The sequence below is a fragment of the Mesorhizobium sp. B2-4-2 genome (genome assembly GCF_006442845.1).
In the GTDB taxonomy this organism is placed as follows: Bacteria; Pseudomonadota; Alphaproteobacteria; order Rhizobiales; family Rhizobiaceae; genus Mesorhizobium.
The window spans coordinates 366,730-387,374 of the sequence record NZ_VFVM01000001.1 but is presented as its reverse complement, the minus strand read 5'-3'; the positions used below and the strand labels follow the sequence as shown (position 1 = coordinate 387,374).

General features: G+C 65.0%; 25 protein-coding genes. 11 read left to right on the top strand and 14 right to left on the bottom strand.

Annotation, left to right across the window (positions count from 1 at the left end; all coding sequences use genetic code 11):
• Positions 1-67 precede the first annotated feature (67 nt).
• The 4 genes from FJ942_RS01865 to FJ942_RS01850 all read right to left on the bottom strand — a co-directional run bounded on the left by FJ942_RS01865 (position 68) and on the right by FJ942_RS01850 (position 3,022).
• Entirely contained in the window at positions 68-535 is a 468-nt protein-coding gene (locus FJ942_RS01865; RefSeq protein ID WP_140564279.1) for a DUF1284 domain-containing protein, read from the bottom strand.
• Positions 536-543: 8 nt separating this feature from the next.
• Complete coding sequence (locus FJ942_RS01860) at positions 544-1,125, bottom strand: biotin transporter BioY (protein ID WP_140547325.1); 582 nt, start codon at positions 1,123-1,125, stop codon at positions 544-546.
• Between the two features lie 105 nt (positions 1,126-1,230).
• Positions 1,231-1,899: a GntR family transcriptional regulator gene (locus tag FJ942_RS01855; RefSeq protein ID WP_140547324.1), complete on the bottom strand. Its 669-nt coding sequence runs from the start codon at positions 1,897-1,899 to the stop codon at positions 1,231-1,233.
• A 106-nt stretch (positions 1,900-2,005) separates the two neighbouring features.
• Positions 2,006-3,022 (bottom strand): polyprenyl synthetase family protein, encoded by a 1,017-nt coding sequence (locus FJ942_RS01850; RefSeq protein WP_140897134.1) that lies wholly within the window; start codon positions 3,020-3,022, stop codon positions 2,006-2,008.
• Between the two features lie 165 nt (positions 3,023-3,187).
• Between FJ942_RS01850 and FJ942_RS01845 the strand changes: the two genes are divergently transcribed.
• From FJ942_RS01845 to FJ942_RS01815, 7 genes are all read left to right on the top strand, one after another.
• A complete protein-coding gene (locus FJ942_RS01845; RefSeq protein WP_135901951.1) occupies positions 3,188-3,412 on the top strand; it encodes a DUF2007 domain-containing protein in 225 nt (74 codons plus the stop codon).
• A complete protein-coding gene (locus FJ942_RS01840; protein WP_140564280.1) occupies positions 3,412-4,212 on the top strand; it encodes a methyltransferase in 801 nt (266 codons plus the stop codon). The genes FJ942_RS01845 and FJ942_RS01840 overlap by 1 nt, the downstream gene beginning before the upstream one ends.
• An 87-nt stretch (positions 4,213-4,299) precedes the next feature.
• Positions 4,300-5,163 (top strand): S49 family peptidase, encoded by an 864-nt coding sequence (locus FJ942_RS01835; protein WP_140497982.1) that lies wholly within the window; start codon positions 4,300-4,302, stop codon positions 5,161-5,163.
• A 137-nt stretch (positions 5,164-5,300) separates the two neighbouring features.
• A complete protein-coding gene (locus FJ942_RS01830) occupies positions 5,301-5,486 on the top strand; it encodes a hypothetical protein (RefSeq protein ID WP_140497980.1) in 186 nt (61 codons plus the stop codon).
• Between the two features lie 26 nt (positions 5,487-5,512).
• A complete protein-coding gene (locus tag FJ942_RS01825) occupies positions 5,513-6,415 on the top strand; it encodes a 4-(cytidine 5'-diphospho)-2-C-methyl-D-erythritol kinase (RefSeq protein WP_140497978.1) in 903 nt (300 codons plus the stop codon).
• Entirely contained in the window at positions 6,402-6,956 is a 555-nt protein-coding gene (gene moaB, locus FJ942_RS01820) for a molybdenum cofactor biosynthesis protein B (protein ID WP_140818319.1), read from the top strand. Before FJ942_RS01825 ends, moaB begins: the two co-directional genes overlap by 14 nt.
• Positions 6,957-7,278: 322 nt before the next feature.
• Positions 7,279-7,524: a hypothetical protein gene (locus FJ942_RS01815; protein ID WP_140671798.1), complete on the top strand. Its 246-nt coding sequence runs from the start codon at positions 7,279-7,281 to the stop codon at positions 7,522-7,524.
• Positions 7,525-7,672: 148 nt separating this feature from the next.
• On the opposite strand, the gene FJ942_RS01810 is transcribed toward FJ942_RS01815, so the two are convergent.
• On the bottom strand, positions 7,673-8,197 hold the full coding sequence (locus FJ942_RS01810) for a glycosyltransferase (RefSeq protein WP_140818473.1): 525 nt from the start codon (positions 8,195-8,197) through the stop codon (positions 7,673-7,675).
• 150 nt (positions 8,198-8,347) lie between these two features.
• On the opposite strand from FJ942_RS01810, the gene FJ942_RS01805 reads away from it, so the two are divergent.
• A complete protein-coding gene (locus tag FJ942_RS01805; RefSeq protein WP_140514951.1) occupies positions 8,348-9,502 on the top strand; it encodes a PA0069 family radical SAM protein in 1,155 nt (384 codons plus the stop codon).
• A gap of 141 nt (positions 9,503-9,643) precedes the next feature.
• The gene (locus FJ942_RS01800; protein WP_140514759.1) at positions 9,644-10,339 is read left to right on the top strand and encodes a ribonuclease HII; all 696 of its coding nucleotides are present in this window, start codon (positions 9,644-9,646) and stop codon (positions 10,337-10,339) included.
• A 251-nt stretch (positions 10,340-10,590) separates the two neighbouring features.
• On the opposite strand, the gene FJ942_RS01795 is transcribed toward FJ942_RS01800, so the two are convergent.
• From FJ942_RS01795 to FJ942_RS01765, 7 genes are all read right to left on the bottom strand, one after another.
• Complete coding sequence (locus tag FJ942_RS01795; protein WP_140897133.1) at positions 10,591-11,082, bottom strand: F0F1 ATP synthase subunit B; 492 nt, start codon at positions 11,080-11,082, stop codon at positions 10,591-10,593.
• Between the two features lie 10 nt (positions 11,083-11,092).
• Positions 11,093-11,692: a F0F1 ATP synthase subunit B gene (locus tag FJ942_RS01790; protein WP_140497966.1), complete on the bottom strand. Its 600-nt coding sequence runs from the start codon at positions 11,690-11,692 to the stop codon at positions 11,093-11,095.
• Between the two features lie 94 nt (positions 11,693-11,786).
• Entirely contained in the window at positions 11,787-12,011 is a 225-nt protein-coding gene (locus FJ942_RS01785) for a F0F1 ATP synthase subunit C (protein WP_140497964.1), read from the bottom strand.
• Positions 12,012-12,095: 84 nt separating this feature from the next.
• The gene (locus tag FJ942_RS01780) at positions 12,096-12,854 is read right to left on the bottom strand and encodes a F0F1 ATP synthase subunit A (RefSeq protein ID WP_140497962.1); all 759 of its coding nucleotides are present in this window, start codon (positions 12,852-12,854) and stop codon (positions 12,096-12,098) included.
• 87 nt (positions 12,855-12,941) lie between these two features.
• Entirely contained in the window at positions 12,942-13,340 is a 399-nt protein-coding gene (locus tag FJ942_RS01775) for an AtpZ/AtpI family protein (RefSeq protein WP_140498124.1), read from the bottom strand.
• Between the two features lie 256 nt (positions 13,341-13,596).
• Positions 13,597-14,778, bottom strand: coding sequence for a cell wall hydrolase (locus tag FJ942_RS01770; protein ID WP_140818321.1), 1,182 nt, complete (start codon positions 14,776-14,778; stop codon positions 13,597-13,599).
• A gap of 100 nt (positions 14,779-14,878) precedes the next feature.
• Positions 14,879-16,207: an MFS transporter gene (locus FJ942_RS01765; protein WP_140818323.1), complete on the bottom strand. Its 1,329-nt coding sequence runs from the start codon at positions 16,205-16,207 to the stop codon at positions 14,879-14,881.
• A gap of 116 nt (positions 16,208-16,323) precedes the next feature.
• Here FJ942_RS01765 and FJ942_RS01760 point away from each other — a divergent pair, with 116 nt between their 5' ends.
• A complete protein-coding gene (locus tag FJ942_RS01760; RefSeq protein WP_140497956.1) occupies positions 16,324-17,244 on the top strand; it encodes a LysR substrate-binding domain-containing protein in 921 nt (306 codons plus the stop codon).
• 74 nt (positions 17,245-17,318) lie between these two features.
• Here the strand turns inward: FJ942_RS01760 and der are convergent, their stop codons facing one another.
• Entirely contained in the window at positions 17,319-18,752 is a 1,434-nt protein-coding gene (gene der / locus FJ942_RS01755) for a ribosome biogenesis GTPase Der (RefSeq protein ID WP_140497954.1), read from the bottom strand.
• A gap of 3 nt (positions 18,753-18,755) precedes the next feature.
• Positions 18,756-19,421 (bottom strand): tetratricopeptide repeat protein, encoded by a 666-nt coding sequence (locus FJ942_RS01750; protein ID WP_140514747.1) that lies wholly within the window; start codon positions 19,419-19,421, stop codon positions 18,756-18,758.
• 191 nt (positions 19,422-19,612) lie between these two features.
• On the opposite strand from FJ942_RS01750, the gene FJ942_RS01745 reads away from it, so the two are divergent.
• A complete protein-coding gene (locus tag FJ942_RS01745) occupies positions 19,613-20,626 on the top strand; it encodes a polysaccharide deacetylase family protein (protein WP_140558293.1) in 1,014 nt (337 codons plus the stop codon).
• The last annotated feature ends 19 nt before the right edge of the window (positions 20,627-20,645 follow it).

Below are 20,645 nucleotides of genomic sequence, written 5' to 3'. Positions count from 1 at the left end.
CTTCAATCCGCCTCGAATTCACAATCGGGTCACCCGATTAACAAACCATGCCGGCAAAGAACGGCTTTCAGCCCGAAACCGGCGCATCGGCGTCAGGAGTGCCCGGAAGACCGGAGGGCCGCAGGCGCGCGCCCTGATATCCGCCTGACGCCACCGCGCTGCACAGGCCGCTCCATTCACAGCCTCGGCAGGCCTCGCGCGTGAGGCCGGCCGAGAAGGCCTGCCGCATCCGCGCCAGCATGTCCGCACCGGGATCGAGGCGCGCACCGGCCCGGATTGGTCGCCCGAGCAAGGCGCCGGCATCGTGGGCGGCAAGCCGGTCCCGCTCGGCGGCGCTGTCCCGCAGGCAATGTGACTCCTGTTCATCCAGCAACGGTGCGCAGATGTCGTCCGGGCCGGACACGACCAGTATGTCCTCGCCCCGGCCAAGGCGCTGCGCGATACCGTCGTAGTTGGCCGTGAATGCGGGGCTGTATCCCTTGCCCACATAGGTGAGCAGGCAAAGGAGGTGATGAGCGCGCAGCCTTATCGTCACGGCTGGCGCTATTTCGCCTTGCCGCGCGGGAGCGCCATCAGCGTGGCGGCGCCAAGCGCCGACTTGAGCAGGCCACCGAGGACAAACGGCAGGAAGCCGAAGGCAACAGCCTTCTCGGCGCCGATGATGACGGCGAGCCACGCCGTGCCAAGGGCTAGGCACAGCAGGTTGCCGAGCAGCATGGCGGCAAAGGCAAGCACGACCCTGCCGCCGTTCCAGCCGCGCTCCGCCAGCCAGCCGACCAGTGCGCCGACAACCGGGAAGGCGAAGAGATAGCCGCCCGTCGGGCCAATGAAATGTTGTACGCCGGCAGCCCCGCCGGCCAGAACCGGGAAGCCGACCGCACCCTCGGCCAGCCAGGCGGCGATGGTGATCGCGCCCAGCCGCCAGCCGTAGAGCGCGCCGACCAGCGTCACGGCAAAGGTCTGCATCGTCACCGGAACCGGCACCATCGGCACCTGGATGTAGGAGGACAGCGCCAGGAACAGGGTGCCGAGCACGACGGCGCCCGCCTGCCAGCCGAGCGATCGCTCCTGAAGCCGGAGCGGGCTGAAGGACGGTTTTGCGGACGAGAACGCGATGTCGGTCATAGGGGCTCCCTTGGTCGATCCAAAATTATAGATAATTTTTGCCTTCGATCTATTATCGAAGCCACAATTTTCGGACGATGGCAAGGCATGCCTTGCGCAAGGCGGTTAGCCCACGATCGCGAAGGCCTCTCGCGTGGTGCCGGAGGCTGTCCTGACCGGCTTGCGGCCAATCCATTGCACGTGCCGCCCCAATGTCGCCGCGGCCGATTCGGTGTTGCCCTGCCGCAAGGCGGCCAATATCGCCCGGTGGTCCTGGTCGGTACGGGTCTCCCATTCCGAACGCCATGCGGCGAACAGGAAACGGGCGCTTGCGGCGTGCAGGTCATCGATGGTGGCGAGAAGACGCGACATGCCGCATGGCGTCAGGATCAACCGGTGAAAGGCGCGGTTGGCTTCTTCCCACGACCTGACGTCCAGGGATTTGTCGCCGGCCTTGCTGGCCTCCTCGGCCCGATCGAGAATAGCGGAGGTCAGATGCGGCGCCGCGTGGCGCAGCGCCAGCACTTCGAGCGCCGCCCGCATTTCGGCGACCTCCTTGACCTCGCCGAGGTCGAAAGCCGCCACGCGCACGCCGCGGCGCGGTTCGCTGACGGCGAGGCCTTGCGCCTCGAGGCGGCGAAAGGCCTCGCGCACGGGCACATGGCTGGTGTTAAACTCCTCGGCGACATGGTCCTGCCGCAACCGGGCGCCCGGCTCGATCGCGCCCGAGATGATGCGATCCGCCAGAACCTTGCCGATGCGCACCGCGATGGTGTCGTCCGTGCCCTTTGCCATGTTTTATAGATAATTTGCAGCCGGGCAGCTTGTCGAGGCGGCGGAGAAGGATTCACGGATTTCTCCCCAGCACGAGCCAGAGGAGAGCTGCGTGAAAGGCAGCGGCTCAGTTCACCCGGCTGATGCAGAAGTCGATGACGTCGATCAGCGCCGATTTCTGCGGCGTCGCCTCCAGCGGCGCCAGCGCGTCGCGGGCGATCTCGCCGAAATGACGGGCGCGCCCGATCGTGTCGGCGATCGCGCCGTGGTGGGTCATCAGCCCGATCGCCTTTTCGAGGCCGGCGTCATCGGTGACATTGTCCTCGATGGCCCGCTTCCAGAAGGTGCGCTCGGCCTTGCTGCCGCGCCGGTAGGCGAGAATGACCGGCAGCGTCACCTTGCCCTCGCGAAAATCGTCGCCGACATTCTTGCCCAGATCCTTGCTGGTGCCGCCATAGTCCAGCGCATCGTCGATCAGCTGGAAGGCGAGCCCGAGATTCATGCCGTAGGAGCGCAAGGCGGCGCGGTCGTTGCGCGTCGCCTGGGCGATGACGGGGCCGACCTCGGCGGCAGCCGAGAACAAGGCCGCGGTCTTGGCCTTGATGACGGCGAAATGCTCGTCCTCGGTGGTCTCCAGGTTCTTGGCGGCGGCAAGCTGCATGACCTCGCCCTCGGCGATGATCGAGGCCGCGCTCGACAGGATGTCGAGCGCCTCCAGCGAACCGACATCGACCATCATGCGGAATGCCTGGCCAAGCAGGAAGTCGCCGACCAGCACGCTAGCCTGGTTGCCCCAGATCATGCGGGCCGTCTTCTTGCCGCGTCGCATGCCGCTCTCGTCGACGACGTCGTCGTGGAGCAGCGTCGCCGTGTGCATGAACTCGACCGATGTGGCGAGCTTGACGTGGCCCTCGCCGGCATAGCCGAACATCTGTGCGGCGGCGAGCGTCAGCATTGGCCTGAGCCGCTTGCCGCCCGACGAGATCAAGTGGTTGGCGACCTCCGGGATCATCTCGACATCGGATCCGGCCTTCGACAGGATCAAATCGTTGACGCGCCCCATGTCGGCCGCCGTCAGGTCGATCAGATCCTTGATGGAGGCGGGTTCCCGCTTTCCGTTTTCGATGTTGAGAACGACACCCACGACAAACTCTCCCGTCTGATGTAACGCGTGCGACGGCACCCTTAGTTCCGTTACGGACTCTAGGGCGGCGAACGCGGCCACGGCAAGTGGCGAATTGGCGCGGCTTCTCTGGTTTCGGGCCTCGCATGCGTTTACATGAACGCGGCAAACTGAGAGTTTCGTCCGATGATAGAGCTCATTCGCACCAACGACGCGGTCATCATCTCCTTCGTCGAATCGCTGATGCGCGATGCCGGCATCGGCTGCTTCGTGGCCGACCAGAATATGAGCGTGCTCGACGGCTCGCTCGGCATCCTGCCGCGGCGCGTCATGGTCGACGCCGACAAGGCCGACGCGGCGCGGCGCATCCTGACGGATGCCGGCATCGCCAACGAGATCCGCCAAAAATAATGTCCGCCGCGCCAGCCGCTCTCGCCCCGGACACGCCAGCCCACACGGTCGATGCCTTCCATCGCGGCCGGTTCTGGCTGGTGCAGCCCAAGCATGGCGGCCATCGCGCCGGCATGGACGCCATGATGCTGGCGGCTGCCGTGCCGTCCTCCTTCGGCGGGCGTCTCGCCGATTTCGGCGCCGGCGCCGGTGCCGCGGCACTTGCCGTTCTGGCGCGCTGCCCGACGGCCCGGGCCGTGCTGGTCGAACGCGCGCCGGAAATGGCGGCTTTCGCCGCGGCCACGCTCGCGCATCCCGGCAACGCTCACCTCGTCGACCGCGCTTCGGTGCTCGTCGCCAATGTCGCGCTTTCGGGCCGCGCCAGGACGGCGGCCGGCCTCGGCGACAATGATTTCGATTTCGTCATCATGAATCCGCCCTTCAACGCCGCGCAGGACCGCGCCACGCCCGAGCGCTTGAGAAAGGAAGCGCATGTCATGGAGGACGGGCTGTTAGAGGGCTGGATCCGCAGTGCCGCAGCGGTGGTCAGGCCGCGCGGCGGGCTTGCCATCATCGCGCGGCCCGAGCAACTCGGTTCGCTTCTCGATGCGATCGCGGGCCGTTTCGGCGACGCCGAGATGCTGGCCGTGCATCCCCGCCCCGATGCCGCGGCGATCCGCATCATCGTCAGGGCAACGCTCGGGGCGCGCGGCAAACTCGCCATCCGGCCGCCTTTGATGCTTCACGCGCAGACGGGCGACGGCCCGTCGGAACGGACGGAGATGATCAACAACGGCCTCGCCTCCCTGTTCGGAGATTGAACACAACCTGGCCGCGATGGCCGCGGCATTGCCGTTGGCCTTGAAATTCCTACATGCTGGCAACCCATCGAGCGGAGATCGACCTCAGTGAAACGCCTTTTCAACCGCCTGCTGCCGAAATCCTGGCGTTCCACGGTCGTCACCATTCCGGTTATCCGGTTGCACGGCACCATCCTGGCGGGCGGCGGCCCGTTCCGTCCCAGCCTGTCGCTTGCCTCCACCGCCGGGCTGATCGAAAAGGCGTTTTCCTTCGACGCGCCTGCGATCGCCATCTCCATCAATTCGCCCGGCGGCTCGCCGGTGCAGTCGCGGCTGATCTTCAAGCGTATCCGCGACCTGGCGATCGAGAAGAACAGAAAGGTGCTGGTCTTCGTCGAGGACGTCGCTGCCTCGGGCGGCTACATGATCGCGGTCGCCGGCGACGAGATTTTCGCCGATCCATCGTCCATCGTCGGCTCGATCGGCGTGGTCTCGGCTTCGTTCGGCTTCCCGGAGCTGATGAAGAAGATCGGCGTCGAGCGCCGCGTCCACACGGCAGGGCAGAACAAGTCGGTGCTCGATCCGTTCAAGCCCGAGAAAAAGGAAGACATCGAACGGCTGAAGGCGCTGCAGCTCGAAGTGCACGAAACCTTCATCGATCTGGTCAAGGAGCGGCGCGGCACGAAGCTCAAGGACGATCCCGACCTGTTCACGGGCCTGTTCTGGACCGGCAAGCGCGGCCTGGAGCTTGGGCTTGTCGATGCGCTCGGCGACATGCGATCCGTGCTCAAGACGCGGTTCGGGGCGAAAACCCAACTCAAGCTGATCTCGGCGCCGCGCGGTTTGTTCGGCCGCTTCGGGCTGTTCGGCTCGAGCAAGGGATTTTCGGCGCCCGATATTGCCGCCGCTGCCACCGGGGGCGTGATCGATGCGGCGCAAGAGCGCGCTTTGTGGGCGCGCTTCGGGCTTTGAAAACCCGGCAAAACCGTCTAGCATGAACCTCGAAGTTCCATGCATGTCGTTTTTCTCCAGAAACCGCCTTTGGACGACATGCGCCAACCGACCCGACCGGCCGCCCTTCGCCGGCCCAGCGTGGGAGGAGTTTTGATATGCCGCAGATCATTTTCTTCGCCGTCGTCGGGATCGCCGCTTATTTTGGCTACCGCACCTTCATCCGCGAGGCCGAGCGTGTAACCGCCAAGGTGCGGCGCACCGAAAAGCAGACGGCAAACGGCGCGATGGGGACGCTGGTGAAGGATCCGAAGACCGGCGAGTACCGGCTGGCCAAGGACTGATCCTCATTTCACTCGCAATCGAGAGCCTGGAATCCGGCCAGCGCGTCCGGATATGGCCGGCGCCCGCCAAGATAAACCTCGCTCTGCATGTCACCGGCAGGCGCGATGACGGGTATCATCTGATCGAAAGCCTGGCGGTGTTCACGCGCTTTGGCGACAGGATCGAGATCGCGCTTGCCGAGCGAGACGATTTCAGCGTGTCCGGCCGCTACGCTCCGGATGTTCCCGTCGACGGCAGCAATCTGGTGCTCAGGGCGCGTGACGCGCTGCGGCAGGCAGCCGGTCCTCGCGGCACGCCGCCGGTCGCCATCAAGCTCGAAAAGAACCTGCCCGTCGCTTCCGGCGTCGGCGGCGGGTCGAGCGATGCGGCAGCAGTTCTGCGCGGGCTTGCGGCAAGCTGGCAACTCGACATCGACGATGTCGCGCTGGCGCGGATCGGGCTTTCGCTTGGCGCCGATATTCCCATGTGTCTGGCAGCCAGGCCGCTGATTGCACGCGGCATCGGCGAGGAGCTGTCGATCGTGCCTGATTTCTCGGCGCTCGGACTGGTGCTGGTCAATCCCGGCAAGGCGGTCTCGACCGCCGACGTATTCAACGCGCTGTCGCGGCGCGACAATGATGCGCTGCCGCCGCTGCCGCATGTGGTTGACTTCCACGGCCTGCGCAACTGGCTGGAGATAACGCGCAACGATCTCGAGCCGGCGGCCCGCGCCATCGAGCCCGCCATCGGCAAGGCACTTTCGGTGCTGAACAAGGCCGGGGCCGGTTGTGCCCGCATGTCGGGTTCCGGCGCCACGTGCTTCGGCCTGTTCGAGACCGGCAATGTCGCCAAGCGCGCGGCCGCGGACATCCGCGCCCGGCAACCCGACTGGTTCGTCGCCGCGACGCGCAGCATGACGGCGGAGGCAGATGCCCATGGCCAGGACTGACGAGAGCCGTTCCTTCATTCCGGTCCGCATCGCGGTGCTGACCGTTTCCGACACGCGCAGCCTTGCCGACGACAGGTCCGGCCAGACGCTGGCCGATCGCATCGCGGATGCCGGCCACATCCTCGCCGCCCGCGACATTGTCACCGACGATGGAGACAAGATCCGCAACAAGGTGCTCGGCTGGTCGAAGGATGATGGGATCGATGTGGTCATCACCACCGGCGGCACCGGCTTCACCGGGCGCGACGTGACGCCGGACGCGCTGGAGCCGATCTTCGAAAAGCGCATGGATGGTTTTTCCGAGGTGTTCCACCGCATTTCCTACGACAAGATCGGCACCTCCACGATCCAGAGCCGGGCGACCGGCGGCGTCGTCAACGCCACCTTCGTCTTCGTGCTGCCGGGCTCGCCCGGCGCCTGCAAGGATGCCTGGGACGGCATCTTGAAGGCGCAGCTCGACTACCGGCACATGCCCTGCAACTTCGTCGAGATCATGCCGCGCCTGGACGAGCACCTGCGGCGCGGCATGTCGGCTCCGTGAAAGCCGAGGCAAGGCGCTGGTTTCACGCCGCGTTTGCCAGGCAGAACACCGCCTTCGCCTTCGAAAGACCATTCCAAACCGGATGCGGCAGGACGTATCGTCTCGCGGCGGCGGCCATCGCCGTTGAAGACGGGCGGACGCGATGACAGTGCATAATGGCGGGTGCCATTGCGGCAACATACGCCTTCGATTTTCAACCGAGCTCGATCCATCGAAAATCGAGGTTCGCGCCTGCCAGTGCTCGTTCTGTACGAAGCATGGCTCGCGCGCCGTCGCCGATCCGGACGGCAGACTGGTCATCTCAGTCAAGGACATCCAGCGATTGAAGAAATACCGTTTTGGATTGGGGACGGCCGACTACCTTATCTGCGGTGAATGCGGTGTCTATACCGCCGCAATCGCCGGAGAGGACGATGCCAGGGCAATCGTCATCATCAACGCCCTGGACGATCAAAGGTCGTTCAGTCAGGAACCGATCCCGGTCGACTACGACGCGGAAAGCAAGGCACAGCGTCAAGCCAGACGTCGTCTTCGCTGGATGCCTGTCGAGATGCGTTTTAGCGAATGACCGGCTCGCCGTGGAAGCGCCGGCGCGAGGACCGCGAGACACCGAAACCACTTCCATCATCAGCCGCGGCCTGCGCGCCGGCACCCGCGTGATCGGAAACTGGCTGCGCGTCACATGTGCAACGCACGTAGACAGAGCAGCTGCAAAATCATTTGGACGGGCGGTGCTCTTGTTTTGCCGGAGCGGCCCAGATTTCGGCATCCAGCCGCTTGGTCGCCAGGCCGCGAGCGAGAGCCTCGGCGCTGCCGGCTCTTTTCGACAAGGATGTGGCCTGGCGCTTGCTGATCAGCAGCCCGTCGGCCAAGGCACGGTTTCCCGAGAAGATACGGGCCAGGAATGGCGCGCGGCCGGCGCGTGTGCGTGAAAACCGCGCCGCCATGGTTTGCCTCGCTGTATGCGCAACGACCTCGCCGATCCATCCGTCGACCAGCCGCGCGCCCGGTTCCAGCAGCAACAGCCAATCGCCCTTCGCGTGCCGGATGGCCGCCGCGACGCCGTCGGTCGCATACTGGCACCCGGCATGCTCGGCGACGCGATGGGTCTGGTCGGTGGAACCGGCGTCGCAGACGATGACCTCGCGAACCACGCCCTCCACGGCGCCGCCGATCAGCGTCGCCAAGGTGCGAGCGAGGCCCTCCTCGTCATTGTGGGTCTCTATGAGAACGGTGAGCATCATTTGCCGAATAGCGGAAAGCGGAACGCAGCGCCAGTTTTTGCGGCGCACCATAGAAAGTTCTTGCTTTGTTCTCGTTCGGCAAATAGGATTAAATTCATGAACAGAGCGATTCGAAACAACATGGACAGTCCCTGGGAGCGGGCGAAGATGGAACCGATCATGCGCGCCGACATTGCCGCCTTCGGAGCAGGACGAGCCGAAATGGCCAACGCGATGATCGAGCAGAGCGGCATGCGCGTGCGTCCGGACCGCAACCGCGGCCGGTCGGCAGGCATCAACCCGTCCGGCCGGTTCGAGCCGGTCAGCCGGCATGTCTTCGACGATGGCTGGAACTCGCTGGAGGAACTGCCTCCCTTCAAGACCGAGGTGCAGGTCGAGAAGCCGCGTACCATAATCACCCGCAATGAATCGCCCGACATCTCCTTCGACCGCTCGATCAATCCCTATCGCGGCTGCGAGCATGGCTGCGTCTATTGCTTTGCGCGGCCGACGCACAGTTTCATGGGCCTGTCGCCGGGGCTGGATTTCGAATCCAAACTGTTCGCCAAGCCCGACGCGGCGCGCCTGCTCGACAAGGAACTGTCGAAGGACGGTTACCAGCCGCGAACCATCGCCATCGGCACCAATACCGATCCCTACCAGCCGATCGAGAAGCAGTATCGGATCATGCGCGAGATCCTCGAAGTGCTGGAGGCGCGCGGCCACCCGGTCGGCATCGTCACCAAATCCGCCTTGGTGACGCGCGATATCGACATCTTGTCACGCATGGCTGAACGGGGCCTCGCCAAGGTGGCGTTGTCGGTGACGACGCTCGACCGCATGCTGGCGCGCACCATGGAGCCACGCGCCTCGACGCCGGCCAAGCGGCTGGAGGCGATCAGGCAGCTTGCGGATGCCGGCATCCCTGCTTCGGTCATGGTGGCGCCGATCATCCCCGGGCTGACCGACCAGGAGATGGAACGCATCCTCGATTCGGCGCACCATGCCGGCGCACGCGAGGCGGGCTATGTCGTGCTGCGTCTGCCGCTCGAGGTCAGCCCGATCTTCAAGGACTGGCTGCTGCGCCACTATCCCGACCGCTATCGCCATGTGATGTCGCTGATCCGCTCGATGCGCGAGGGCAAGGATTACGATTCGGAATGGGGCAAGCGCATGAAGGGCGCGGGTCCTTACGCCTGGCAGATCGGCCGGCGCTTCGAAATCACCGCCAAGCGGCTCGGTCTCAATGCCGAGCGGCGCACGCTGCGGACCGACCAGTTCGTCGCCGCCGGCAAGGACCAGGAGCAGTTGATGCTGCTTTGAACGACCGCGGCTGTTTGCCGCCGTGGCGAAAAATCCCGTCCGGCCTGCCCCGGCCTGCAGACGGTGCCCTCCCGGTCCGGCGCCCCACCCGACCCGGAGGGACTTGCGGAGAATCAGAGCCGATGCGAACCTCGCCGCAACATGGCTCGCGCGCGTTCTGATTCTCCGCCTCTCTTCGAAATCGTCGAGAAACCCGATTTCTCCTTCGAGACGAAGGCGATGGCCGAAGGCCTGTGGCCGGTCGCGGGGATGGACGAGGCCGGACGCGGCCCGCTGGCCGGACCGGTGGTGGCGGCTGCGGTCGTGCTCGACCCTGCCAACATCCCCGACGGCCTCGACGATTCCAAACGGCTCAGCCATTTGCAACGCGAGGCGCTGTTCGTGCGCATCATCGGCTCCGCGCTCGGCGTGTCGATGGCCTCGGTCAGCGCCGAGGGCATTGACGGCAGCAACATCCTCAAGGCGAGCCTGGAGGCGATGCGCCGTGCGGTCGCCGGCCTGCCGGTGCAGCCGAAGCTCGCGCTTGCCGATGGGCGCGACGTGCCGCCGGGCCTGCCTTGCACGGGGCGCGCGCTGATCAAGGGCGACCAGCGCTCGCAATCCATCGCCGCCGCCTCGATCGTCGCCAAGGTGATGCGCGACCGCATGATGTGCGGCTGCGGCAGCCATCACCAGCACTACGGCTTCGAAGTGCATATGGGCTATGCCACGGTCCGCCATCGCACCGCGATCGAGACGCACGGGCCGGTGGCGCGGCTGCACCGCGTGTCGTTCGCGCCATTCAGGCTTGAAGGTGCCGAGGTGGTGGAAGAAGAGAGCTTCGCCGGGCTGGATTAGGGCGAAAGCAGCCGAGCGCATATCTCCCCCCACGAGAAACCCTGGAGGGGCGAGATGGCCGACAGGCCAGAGGGGGTCGCCGCGCGTGAAGCGCCGACCTGCTCTTTCGCCGGACAGAAGGTCGCGCCAGGACGTACCGACCCCCTCTGTCGCCTTCGGCGACATCTCCCCCTCGAGGGGGGAGATTATCCCAGCCAACAAAAAAGCCGCCGGGTTTCCCAGGCAGCCTTTGATTGTTCGATGCGATCAACTCAGTTCAGCTTCGCCTTCACATCGGCGAGCGAGGTCTTGAACAGGTTGGCTCCCGCCTTGGCGTCGATCTTGCCGGCGAGCAGCGTGCGAGCGGCTTCGACGGCGATGTCGACGGCGCTGGCGCGCACTTCGCCGATCGCCTCGCGCTCGGCCTGGCCGATCTTCTGTTCGGCAAGAGCGGTGCGCCGCGCGACGTAGTCCTCGGTCTTCTTGTGCGCCTCGGCGGCGAGCAGTTCGGCTTCGCGCTTGGCCGCGGCGACGATGTCTGCGGCCTCCTGCTCGGCTTCCTTGCGCTTGCGCTGATATTGGCCAAGCAGCTGCTGGGCCTCCTCGCGCAGCCTGCGCGCCTCGTCAAGCTCGCTGCTGATCCTGGCGGCGCGGGCATCGAGCGCCTTGGCGATCAGGCGGGGCACCTTGATGTAGATGGCGATGCCCAAAAAGATGACCAGGGCGATCGTGGCCCAGAGCGTTGCAAGAGATGTGGCGTCCATGATGCGCTCCTCACCCGGCCACGGATTTGACCGCGGCCGCGATCTCGGCCTTGCTGGCCTTGCCGCCGACCAACGCCTCGACGATCGCCGAGGCAGTGTCCTCGGCGATGCTGCCGACTTCCTTCATGGCGTTGGCCTTGATGGAAGAAATGCGCGCCTCGGCCTCGCCGAGCTTCTCGTCGAGCGCGGCCTCGATCTTCTTGCGCGCGGTCTCGGCTTCCGCCTTGGCCGCGTCATTGGCCTGCTGGCCGATGGCGTTGGCGTTCTTCTTGGCTTCCGCCAGCTCCTGCTCGTAAGCAGCAACGGCGGCGTCGGCCTCGCCCTTCAGCTTCGCGGCCTGATCGAGATCCTGGCTGATACGGTCGTTGCGGACATCGATGATGCCGCCGACGCGCGGCACCACCACCCTCTTCAGGAAGAGGTAGAAGAGCCCGAACGTGATCGCCAGCCAAAGAAGCTGCGACGGAAACGTCGCCGGATCGAATGGCGGAAACATGCCATGAGCTTCGGCAGGCACGCTGGTGCCGGAATGCGTGTCGCCTTCCGTCGCAGCGTGGCCAGCCTCGGTGGCAGGCGCGGACTCTTGCGCAAAGGCAGATGTCACGAACATGGACTATCCCCTGATATCAGACCCGCCGCTCTCGCGGCCGGCCTGTCCAATCTTCCCATAGCTTAGCCAAATGGCGGCTCAGCCAAACAGGGGCTCAGCCGAACAGGGCCAGCAGCGCGATGAGAAGCGAGAAGATGCCCAGAGCTTCGGTCACGGCGAAGCCGAAGATCAGACGGCCGAACTGGCCATCGGCGGCCGACGGGTTGCGCAGCGCGCCCGAGAGATAGCTGCCGAAGATGTTGCCGAGGCCAATGCCCGCGCCGCCCATGCCGAGGCAAGCGATGCCGGCGCCGATGTACTTTGCTGCTTCTACGTCCATTTGTTCAACTCCTTTGGATCTGAAATTCCGTTGCGATTCCATTCCGGCGGCAATGTTGAAAACTCTTGCGCCGGAAATTTTTTATCAGTGCCCCGGGTGCAGGGCGTCGTTGAGATACATGCAGGTCAGCACCGCGAAGACATAGGCCTGAAGGAAGGCGACCAGCAGTTCGAGCGCGGTCAACGCCACGGCCATCGCCAGCGGCAGCACCGAGCCAGCGACGCCGACCGCGCCCAGCGCCGAGAGGCTGACCACGAAGCCGGAGAAGACCTTCAGCGTGATGTGCCCGGCGAGCATGTTGGCGAACAGACGAACCGAGAGGCTGACGGGGCGCGACACGAACGAGATCACTTCGATCAGCACCACCAGCGGCAGCAGGAACACCGGCACGCCTTGCGGCACGAACAGCTTGAGGAAACCAAGGCCGTGCTTGCCGAAACCGTAGACAATCACGGTGCCGATAACCAACACGGCGAGGCCGAAGGTGACGATGATGTGGCTGGTGACGGTGAAGAAATACGGAAACAGGCCAAGCAGGTTGGCGACCAGCACGAACATGAACAGGGAAAACACGAAGGGAAAGAACTTCATGCCCTGCGTGCCGGCGGCGTCGCGCAACATGTTGCCGACGAATTCATAGGCCATTTCGGAGATCGATTGCAGCCGGCCGGGAACGAGGCTGCGGCTCGACGTCGTCAGAAACAGGAATGCCGCGGCGACGACCACGGTCGCGACCATGAACAGCGCCGAATTGGTAAAGGACAAGTCGTAACCGCCGATATCGATCGGTATCAGCTTGTTGATATGGAACTGGTGGATCGGATCGACCTTGTCAGCTGCCACGTTCAAACCCCGTCAGTGCCGCATGCGGCCTTGTTACCATGCCGCCCGTCGAAAGGCGGCTATTTCCAAGTGCCGCCTGAACGGCGGTCACTTGCTGTCGTCGCGGCCAGAGCGCGATTTGTCGCCCTGTCCGAATTCCGCCACAACGCCTGCCGAACGCATGACATTGAGCACGCCCGCGCCAAAACCAAGCAGCAGAAACACGATCAGACCCCATGGCGATGTCCCCGCCAGACGGTCGATGATCCAGCCGATGGCGGCACCGACTACCACCCCGGCGATGAACTCGCTGGACAGCTTGAGTGCCTGACCGTACCCGGTCACTGGTTTCGCGTCTTTCCCCTCGAGCCGGTCCGGCCGTCTTGTCGCAAGCGATGCTTCAAGTTCACGCCGGCGGCGCTCAAGTTCGTCGTCGCGGATGGCGGCTTCGTGCTGCTTGCCGCGGCCGGTTTCTCCGGTTCCGCCTGGCCCAGTTTCGTCGGCCATCGCAACCCCCCTGCCCGGGCAGACCGTCACCGTCCGTCCGCTTCTAAAGTCGCCGGCAACATAGTTAGAGGGTTTGCGCCCGTCAAGCCACGGGCGGAAGTTCGTTACCATGTATTTTATACAATGAAATCAATATAATAGAGAGGTGCGACATCGTGCCCGCCATGGCGGCGCGAACGCCTTGAGCGAATCCTCCGCGCGACGGCTCTTCGAGAGACCGCGCAGCCGCGCAAAAATATGGACGCCTATCGGGCGTTCAGCTCCAGCCGCCGCCATAGGTGCGGTAGAAGATATGCAGGCCGATCTTGGTCATCTTCTGCATCGTGCGCGCCCAGTTGGGATGGACGTAATTGGCATAGTAATGGGTCGACGATCCGACTTCGGGAATGAAGACCTTGCCGGCGGTCACCGCCATGCCGACATCCTGCGCGGCCTTGTAGGCGACCGGGTTGTCGATGCGCTTCTTCCTGCCGTCGCAAGCGAAGGAGAACTGGCAACGGTTGAACCAGCTGTCGTTCTGGTAGACGACGCCGCAGATCGAATTGGGATAGGCCGGATTGCGGACACGGTTGAGGATGACCTGGGCAACGGCGGCCTGGCCGCGCACGGATTCGCCCCGCGCCTCGAAGTAGATGCCGTTGGCCAGGCATTTTTGCTCGGGCTTGGAGAAGACGCTCGCCGGAAGCGGATTCTGGATCCAAGAATGGTCGCCCTTGGCCATCGGCGGGATGAAACGGCCGCTGTTGGGCTCCTCGTCCTGGAGCAGGGCCTCGAAGGGCGACGCCTTGGCATAATCGGGCGCGGCCTGCGCATAGGCCGTCGCCAGCACATCCGGATGATCGTTGTTGACCAGGGCGGCAAGCATGGGCGACACGCCGGGATCCGGCTTCTTGTCCTCACGCGCGTGGAATGCCGCGGCGATCTGGATTTCCTTGCCTTTGATCTGGGGTTTGGCGAAAGCCATCTTCAGGCCGCTGTCCATGCTGGGCCGCAGCAGGGATGAGGTGCGCTCGAAGATCGAGCCGGCGTTGAAGTTCTTCGGCGGGGCGACGGGAGAGATCTGGACGATGCGGCCCTTCTTGTCGGCGCGCACGATGCGGTCCTCATCAGGCGTAGTGCTGACCTTGCCGCCCTTGCCGCGAAAGGAGACGGCGCCGACGCCGGGCAGGCGCACCCCCGATCCGGAGAGCGAACCCGTCACAGCGTCGTCGACAAACGGCATCTCAGCGGCATGGACCGATCCGGCGACGGATTTCTCGACATAGGAATTCCAGCGGGTCGGCGCCTCGAGGCCGGAAACGAGGCTCGTCATATCCTGGTAGGCGGAAACCGTCGGAAATCCGATCCAGATGCCGAGGCCGACGATGAAAGGTGCCACGAGGCTGCGTTTCTTCTCACCGGCGACGGCAACAAGGCGCGTCAAGACACGTCGATGCACGGAACTCTCTCCAGGAACGCTACTGACCCCACTGGAGAGCAAAATGATGCATTAACCTTGATGGGACGTTAACAGCTTCGATCGGGTTTTCCCGGTCGGCTCAGGCTCGTGGTTGCGAAGTGGGGCGGTTTTGCGGCGGGACGGACATGGAGGCCGGCCGCAGGAAGATGGGCCACGCGATCAACGCGCACGCCGCCGCCGACAACCAAACGCCGGGCCAGGACCAGAGATGCAAGAGCCCCGGAATGGCCACCGGAACCAGGAAGAAACCTATGAAAACGAAGCTGTTGGCCAGGCTGAGCGCGGTGCCGACATGGCCAGCGCCGGCAAGCGTGGCAAGCTCGGTGTAGGCGACGCCATGCCAGGCGGAGACCAGGATGCCTGCGACAATCAGCATCACGGGAAGCGTGGCCATCACGACGGGTTGGCCGCCTGATATGGTCGGGCCGGCCAGGACCAGCAGCCAGAGCAGCGTGAAGGCAAGCGCGCTGAGCGCACTGCACAGGCGCAGGAACGGCCGGCGGTTGCCGTGGCGGTCGGTGAAGCGGCCGCTCCAGACGCGCATCGCCATGGCGCCGGTCTGCACGGCGGCGAGGCTTGCGCTGGTGGCCAGGGTCCCCATGCCGGCGAAGTCGTGCAGGAAGACCGATGCGAAGGTGAGTACGGCCACTTGCGGAAAGCACAGCAGGCCGATGGCCGCTGCGATGCGCCAGACCTCGACATTGCGCAGCGGCGGGGGCCCGGCCAGAACGGTCGGCGCGGCCGAACCCTGCGTCGGCGGTTCGTGCAGCCAGCGCCAGGCGAAGAAGGCGGAGATCACGGAGAAGGCGGCGAGCAGGCCATAGACCGCCGCGAAGCCATGCCTGGCGGCAAGCGAGGGCAGGACAAGAGCGCCCAGCCCGCCGCCAAGCGGCACCGCCGTCTGCCGGATGCTCATGGCGAATCCGCGCTCGCCTTCGCGGAACCAGCCCATGATGGCGCGGCCGCTCGAACCGTTGACGCTGCCGCCGAGCAGGCCGGTGACGAGCAAGGCAGCGGCCAGGACATGAACGCCCGGCTCGCCGGACGAGGATGGAACGATGAGCAACGCCATCAGGAACAGCCACGCCGCCGTGGCGCCGAGCCCGGTCAAAAGCACACGGCGATCGCCCCAGCGATCGGTGAGCAGGCCCCAGGGCAGTTCGCTGAGCGCAACGCCCAGACCGAGAAGGCCAAGCGCCAGGCCGAGCTGAGCATTGCCGAGATGATAGCCCTGCCGCATCAGCACCGCGGTTGCCGGTATGCCGGAGAAAGTAGCGGAAAAACCGGCATTGGCGGCGACGCCGATGCCCAGCACCTTCCAGCGGTGGTTGGGCGCGAAGGTCCTGGAGCCGGAGCCTTCGGCCCGTGGCGTCGACTGACAATCGGTGCGGGTGACGATGGCGGACATGGTTTCATTCCCGTTTGCGGCCCGGTGACCGGCCTTGACGGCGCATGTCTATCGCCATAGCTTTGTCCATAAAATCAGGAAGTTTTTGACGCACAATCCTAAAAAACGGGATTATCATGCGACGCGTGACATTCGACCTCGACGTCCTCAGAAGCTTCGTCACCGGAATGGAGCTTGGCAGCTTCGCCAAGGCGGCCGACCGGCTTGGCCGCTCGACCTCGGCGGTCAGCGCGCAGTTGAAGAAACTGGAGGAGCAGGCGGCGACGCCTATCTTCCGCAAGTCGGGACGCGGGCTGGCACTGACGGAAGCCGGCGAGACCATGCTCGGCTATGCGCGGCGGCTGGTCGAGCTCAATGACGAGGCGGCCGCCGCTATCCATGATGTCGAGCTGGAAGGCTGGGTGCGGCTCGGCCTGCAGGAGGATTTTGGCGAGGCGGTGCTACCTGACGTGCTCGGCCGCTTCGCCCGTGCCCATCCCAAAGTCAAGATCGAGGCCCGCATCGCGCGCAGCCATGAGCTCGCGGAGCGGATCATCTCGGGCAGCCTGGACATCGCACTTGCCTGGCACAGCGGCGCGACGCTGCCATACAGCCAGCATGTCGCCGACGTGCAGATGCGCTGGATCGGCCCGGCAAAGCGCATCGAGACCAGCCTGCGCCATGGCGAGCCGCTGCCGCTGGTGGCGCTGGAAGCACCTTGCCTGTTGCGCACGGTCGCAACCGAAACGCTCGACCGCGCCGGCCTGCCCTGGCGCATGGCCTTCTCCAGCCCGAGCCTTGGTGGCATCTGGGCGGCTGTGGCAGCCGGGCTCGGGCTGACGATCCGCACCGACATCGGCCTGCCGGCCAGCGTCAGCGCGATGACGCCGGAGATTGCCGGTCTGCCGGCGCTGCCCAGGATGACGCTGTTCCTGCACCGCAGGGATGCCGAACCCGAACCGGTGGCCGCCCGCCTCGCCGATATCCTGCTGGAAGCGGCGCGGCAGGCACTACCGGAGGGCGCGCGGACGGATGAGAACCTGCTGAAGGTCGCCTAGGCCCTGGTCGCAGCCCCTCTTCGTCATTCCAGGGTCTACACCGCGTCGAAGGGTTGGCACCCTTCCCCCGGACGTCAGCGCTTCTTGGCCCTGCCGGCAAAGGGATTGTCCGAAGTCCTCAACGCCATGCGGATCGGTACGCCCGGCATGTCGAAGGCTTCGCGCAGGCTGTTGGTGAGATAGCGGACATAGGATTGCGGCATCGCATCCGGGCGCGAGCACGAGACGACGAAGCCCGGCGGGCGCGTCTTGGCCTGCGTGACATATTTAACCTTCAGCCGGCGACCGGCAACCGCGGGCGGCGGATGATGCGCAAGAATGCCTTCCAGCCAGCGATTGAGCCTGCCGGTCGAGACGCGGCTGTTCCAGACCTTGTGCGTGCGGATGACGGCTTCCATGAGCTTGTCGAGGCCCCGTCCGGTCTCGGCCGAAACCGTCACCGCCTGCATGCCGCGCGCCTGCGGCAAAAGCCGTTCGGTCTTTTCGCGCAGTTCGGCCAAGAGTTCCTGCGGATTGTCGATCAGGTCCCATTTGTTGAAGGCGATCACCGGCGCGCGGCCCTCGCGGATGATCAGGTCGGCGATCTGGAGATCCTGCTTCTCGAAAGGGATGGTGGCGTCGAGCACGATGATGACGATCTCGGCGAAGCGGATGGCGCGCAGGCCATCCTGCACCGACATGACCTCGAGCTTTTCATGGATCCTGGCCTTGCGGCGCATGCCGGCGGTGTCGAACAATTTTATACGGCGGCCGCGCCAGTCCCAATCGACCGAGATGGAATCGCGGGTGATGCCGGCTTCCGGTCCGGTCAAAAGCCGCTCCTCGCCGATCAGTGCGTTGATCAGCGTCGACTTGCCGGCATTGGGGCGGCCGACGACGGCAATGCGCATCGGCTTGGTGTCGTCATAGGCCGGCACCTCGTCGGCGTCGGGATCGGCGATATCCTCGCCGATCAGCACCTCGCTGGAGGCGATCTCCTCGTCGTCGTCCTCATCTTCGCCAAAGGCTCTCGCCTCGCCAAGTGCGGCGATCACCGCGTCGCGCAGGTCGGGCATGCCTTGGCCGTGTTCGGCCGAGACCGGAACCGGCTCGCCAAGCCCGAGCTCCCAGGCCTCCAGCATGCCGCCCTGCGCGCCCTTCGCCTCGGCCTTGTTGGCGACCAGCACGACCGGCTTGCCGGATTTGCGCACGATCTCGGCAAAGGTCCGGTCGTCCGGCAACAGGCCGGATTTGGCGTCGACGGTGAAGAAGATCAGGTCGGCCTCACGGATAGCGATCTCGGTCTGCGCACGCATGCGGCCGGGCAGCGTCGAGGCGGCGGCGTCCTCGAAACCCGCAGTGTCGATGACGTCGAAATGCAGGTCGTAAAGCTTTGCCGCATGGACGCGGCGGTCGCGGGTGACGCCCGGCGTGTCATCGACAAGCGCCAGCTTCCTTCCCACCAGCCGATTGAAAAGAGTCGATTTGCCGACGTTAGGCCGGCCGATGATGGCGACTTTGAAGCTCATATGTCACGACGCGCTGCCCGAGCCGCGGATCAGCTCGGACATCAGGGTCGCCCGTTCACGGGTGTTGCGCGGGGCACCGTCATCGGCGGCGATCTGGTCGAACAGCTTCAGCGCATCCTGGGTCTTGCCTTCCTTCCAGGCGGCCAGCCCGAGCGCCTCGCGCGCGGTGTGGCGCAGGGTGTTGGTGTCCGAGGTCAGGGCCTCGACGCGGCTCGACACATCGGCGAAGGAGCCGTGATCGACCAGCAGCAGCGCCGCCCTCAACCGCGCCATGTCGCGAATGCCCTGGGGAATGGCGGCGTCGGCCGCCACCTCGTCGAAATCCTTGACGGCGGCATCGACGTCGCCCTTGTCGGCCTTGACGGTGGCAGCGCGCATGCGGGCGAGCAGCGGATAGGCGCCGTAGCCATCCTTCTCCAATTGATCGAGCGCGGCCAGCGCCTCGTCGTTCTTGCCGTCATTGGCCAGCTTCAACGCTTGCGAGAAGGCATCGCCCGAACGGTTGGCGCGGGTCTCGTCCCAGTAGCGGTAGCCGACGAAGGCGGCGGTGCCGAGCACGACCAGCACCGCGACCACAAGCAGGGCCGGGCCGAAACGGTCCCACAGCTTCTGCGCCTGTTCGCGACGGATCTCGTCGTTGACTTCACGGATAAAACTGTCGTCGGACATCAATAAAACCATTCCTGCCCCGGGCCGGAGCGTTCGCGAGCCCGCGTTTTAGCGAAATTTTGTCGGCATGGAAGGGGTTCGACCGGAAAATCACCTATTCGCGGGGCAAACGGACGAAAAGGCCACCGCACCCACGCCACATTTGCGCTATAGCGGGGCCAAAACCGCCCCGGGGTCAGTAGCTGTTGCCAATATCCTTTTCGTCTCGCGTTGCCGCGTTCTGTCTCGCTTCGCTTGCCACGGCCGGTGCGGCTTTCGCCGATCCACCCGGCTCGCGGGCGCCTTTGCCGGCAAGGCCGAAGCAGGTCGTCATCATCTCCTTCGACAGCGCCCGCGACATCTCGCAATGGAAGCGCAGCCGGGCGCTGGCGAAGCGCACCGGAGCGCATTTCACCTATTTCCTCTCCTGTGTCTTCCTGCTGTCATCGGAAACGCGCAGCCAATACACCGCGCCGGGCAAGACATCGGGCAAATCCAACATCGGCTTCGCCGCCTCGACGCAGGAAGTGAGCCAGCGGCTGGAGCAGATCGGGCTTGCGGCATCGGAAGGCCATGACATCGCCAGTCATGGCTGCGGCCATTTCGACGGCAAGGACTGGAGCAAGGCCGACTGGCTGAAGGAGTTCGCCTCGTTCGAGCACATCCTCGAAAACGCCTATGCGATCAACGGCATCGAGCCCGAGCCGACCGGCTGGCGCGATTTCGCGCGGCATGCGGTGGTTGGCTTCCGCGCGCCCTATCTGTCGACGAGCAAGGCGCTCTACGAGGCGCTGCCCGCCGCCGGTTACCGGTTCGACGCCAGCGGCGTCTCGCGCGGCCCGGTCCAGCCGCCGACCACCGCCGGCCTCGCGCGCTTTTCACTGCCGCAGATCCCGGAAGGACCGAAATCGCGGCCGGTGATCGCCATGGACTACAATCTCTATGTCAGGCATTCCGGCGGCTTCGAGCGGCCGAGCAAGGCAGGCGAGTTCGCGGACCGCACCTACCAGGCTTTCCGCGCCGCCTTCGAGGATCAATACCGGGGCAAGCGCGTTCCGCTGCAACTCGGCTTCCATTTCGCGCTGATGAATGACGGCGCCTACTGGAACGCGCTGGAGCGTTTTGCCGGCGAGGTCTGCGTCAAATCAGACGTCGAATGCATCAGTTTTCGCGATTACATCTCGCGGCAGGGTTCTGGCCAGAAGCAGGCTTCCGTCGGCGGCTGAGCCGCCGACCCGTTTCGCA

What these genes read in the sequence shown, in the direction of transcription:
- FJ942_RS01860 (WP_140547325.1), bottom strand. Translation starts at nt 1,125, where the DNA reads ATGACCGACATCGCGTTCTCGTCCGCAAAACCGTCCTTCAGCCCGCTC.
- FJ942_RS01855 (WP_140547324.1), bottom strand. Translation starts at nt 1,899, where the DNA reads ATGGCAAAGGGCACGGACGACACCATCGCGGTGCGCATCGGCAAGGTT.
- FJ942_RS01845 (WP_135901951.1), top strand. Translation starts at nt 3,188, where the DNA reads ATGATAGAGCTCATTCGCACCAACGACGCGGTCATCATCTCCTTCGTC.
- FJ942_RS01840 (WP_140564280.1), top strand. Translation starts at nt 3,412, where the DNA reads ATGTCCGCCGCGCCAGCCGCTCTCGCCCCGGACACGCCAGCCCACACG.
- FJ942_RS01830 (WP_140497980.1), top strand. Translation starts at nt 5,301, where the DNA reads ATGCCGCAGATCATTTTCTTCGCCGTCGTCGGGATCGCCGCTTATTTT.
- moaB (WP_140818319.1), top strand. Translation starts at nt 6,402, where the DNA reads ATGGCCAGGACTGACGAGAGCCGTTCCTTCATTCCGGTCCGCATCGCG.
- FJ942_RS01810 (WP_140818473.1), bottom strand. Translation starts at nt 8,197, where the DNA reads ATGCTCACCGTTCTCATAGAGACCCACAATGACGAGGAGGGCCTCGCT.
- FJ942_RS01805 (WP_140514951.1), top strand. Translation starts at nt 8,348, where the DNA reads ATGGAACCGATCATGCGCGCCGACATTGCCGCCTTCGGAGCAGGACGA.
- FJ942_RS01800 (WP_140514759.1), top strand. Translation starts at nt 9,644, where the DNA reads ATGGCTCGCGCGCGTTCTGATTCTCCGCCTCTCTTCGAAATCGTCGAG.
- FJ942_RS01795 (WP_140897133.1), bottom strand. Translation starts at nt 11,082, where the DNA reads ATGGACGCCACATCTCTTGCAACGCTCTGGGCCACGATCGCCCTGGTC.
- FJ942_RS01790 (WP_140497966.1), bottom strand. Translation starts at nt 11,692, where the DNA reads ATGTTCGTGACATCTGCCTTTGCGCAAGAGTCCGCGCCTGCCACCGAG.
- FJ942_RS01785 (WP_140497964.1), bottom strand. Translation starts at nt 12,011, where the DNA reads ATGGACGTAGAAGCAGCAAAGTACATCGGCGCCGGCATCGCTTGCCTC.
- FJ942_RS01775 (WP_140498124.1), bottom strand. Translation starts at nt 13,340, where the DNA reads ATGGCCGACGAAACTGGGCCAGGCGGAACCGGAGAAACCGGCCGCGGC.
- FJ942_RS01765 (WP_140818323.1), bottom strand. Translation starts at nt 16,207, where the DNA reads ATGTCCGCCATCGTCACCCGCACCGATTGTCAGTCGACGCCACGGGCC.
- FJ942_RS01760 (WP_140497956.1), top strand. Translation starts at nt 16,324, where the DNA reads ATGCGACGCGTGACATTCGACCTCGACGTCCTCAGAAGCTTCGTCACC.
- der (WP_140497954.1), bottom strand. Translation starts at nt 18,752, where the DNA reads ATGAGCTTCAAAGTCGCCATCATCGGCCGGCCTAACGTCGGCAAATCG.
- FJ942_RS01750 (WP_140514747.1), bottom strand. Translation starts at nt 19,421, where the DNA reads ATGTCCGACGACAGTTTTATCCGTGAAGTCAACGACGAGATCCGTCGC.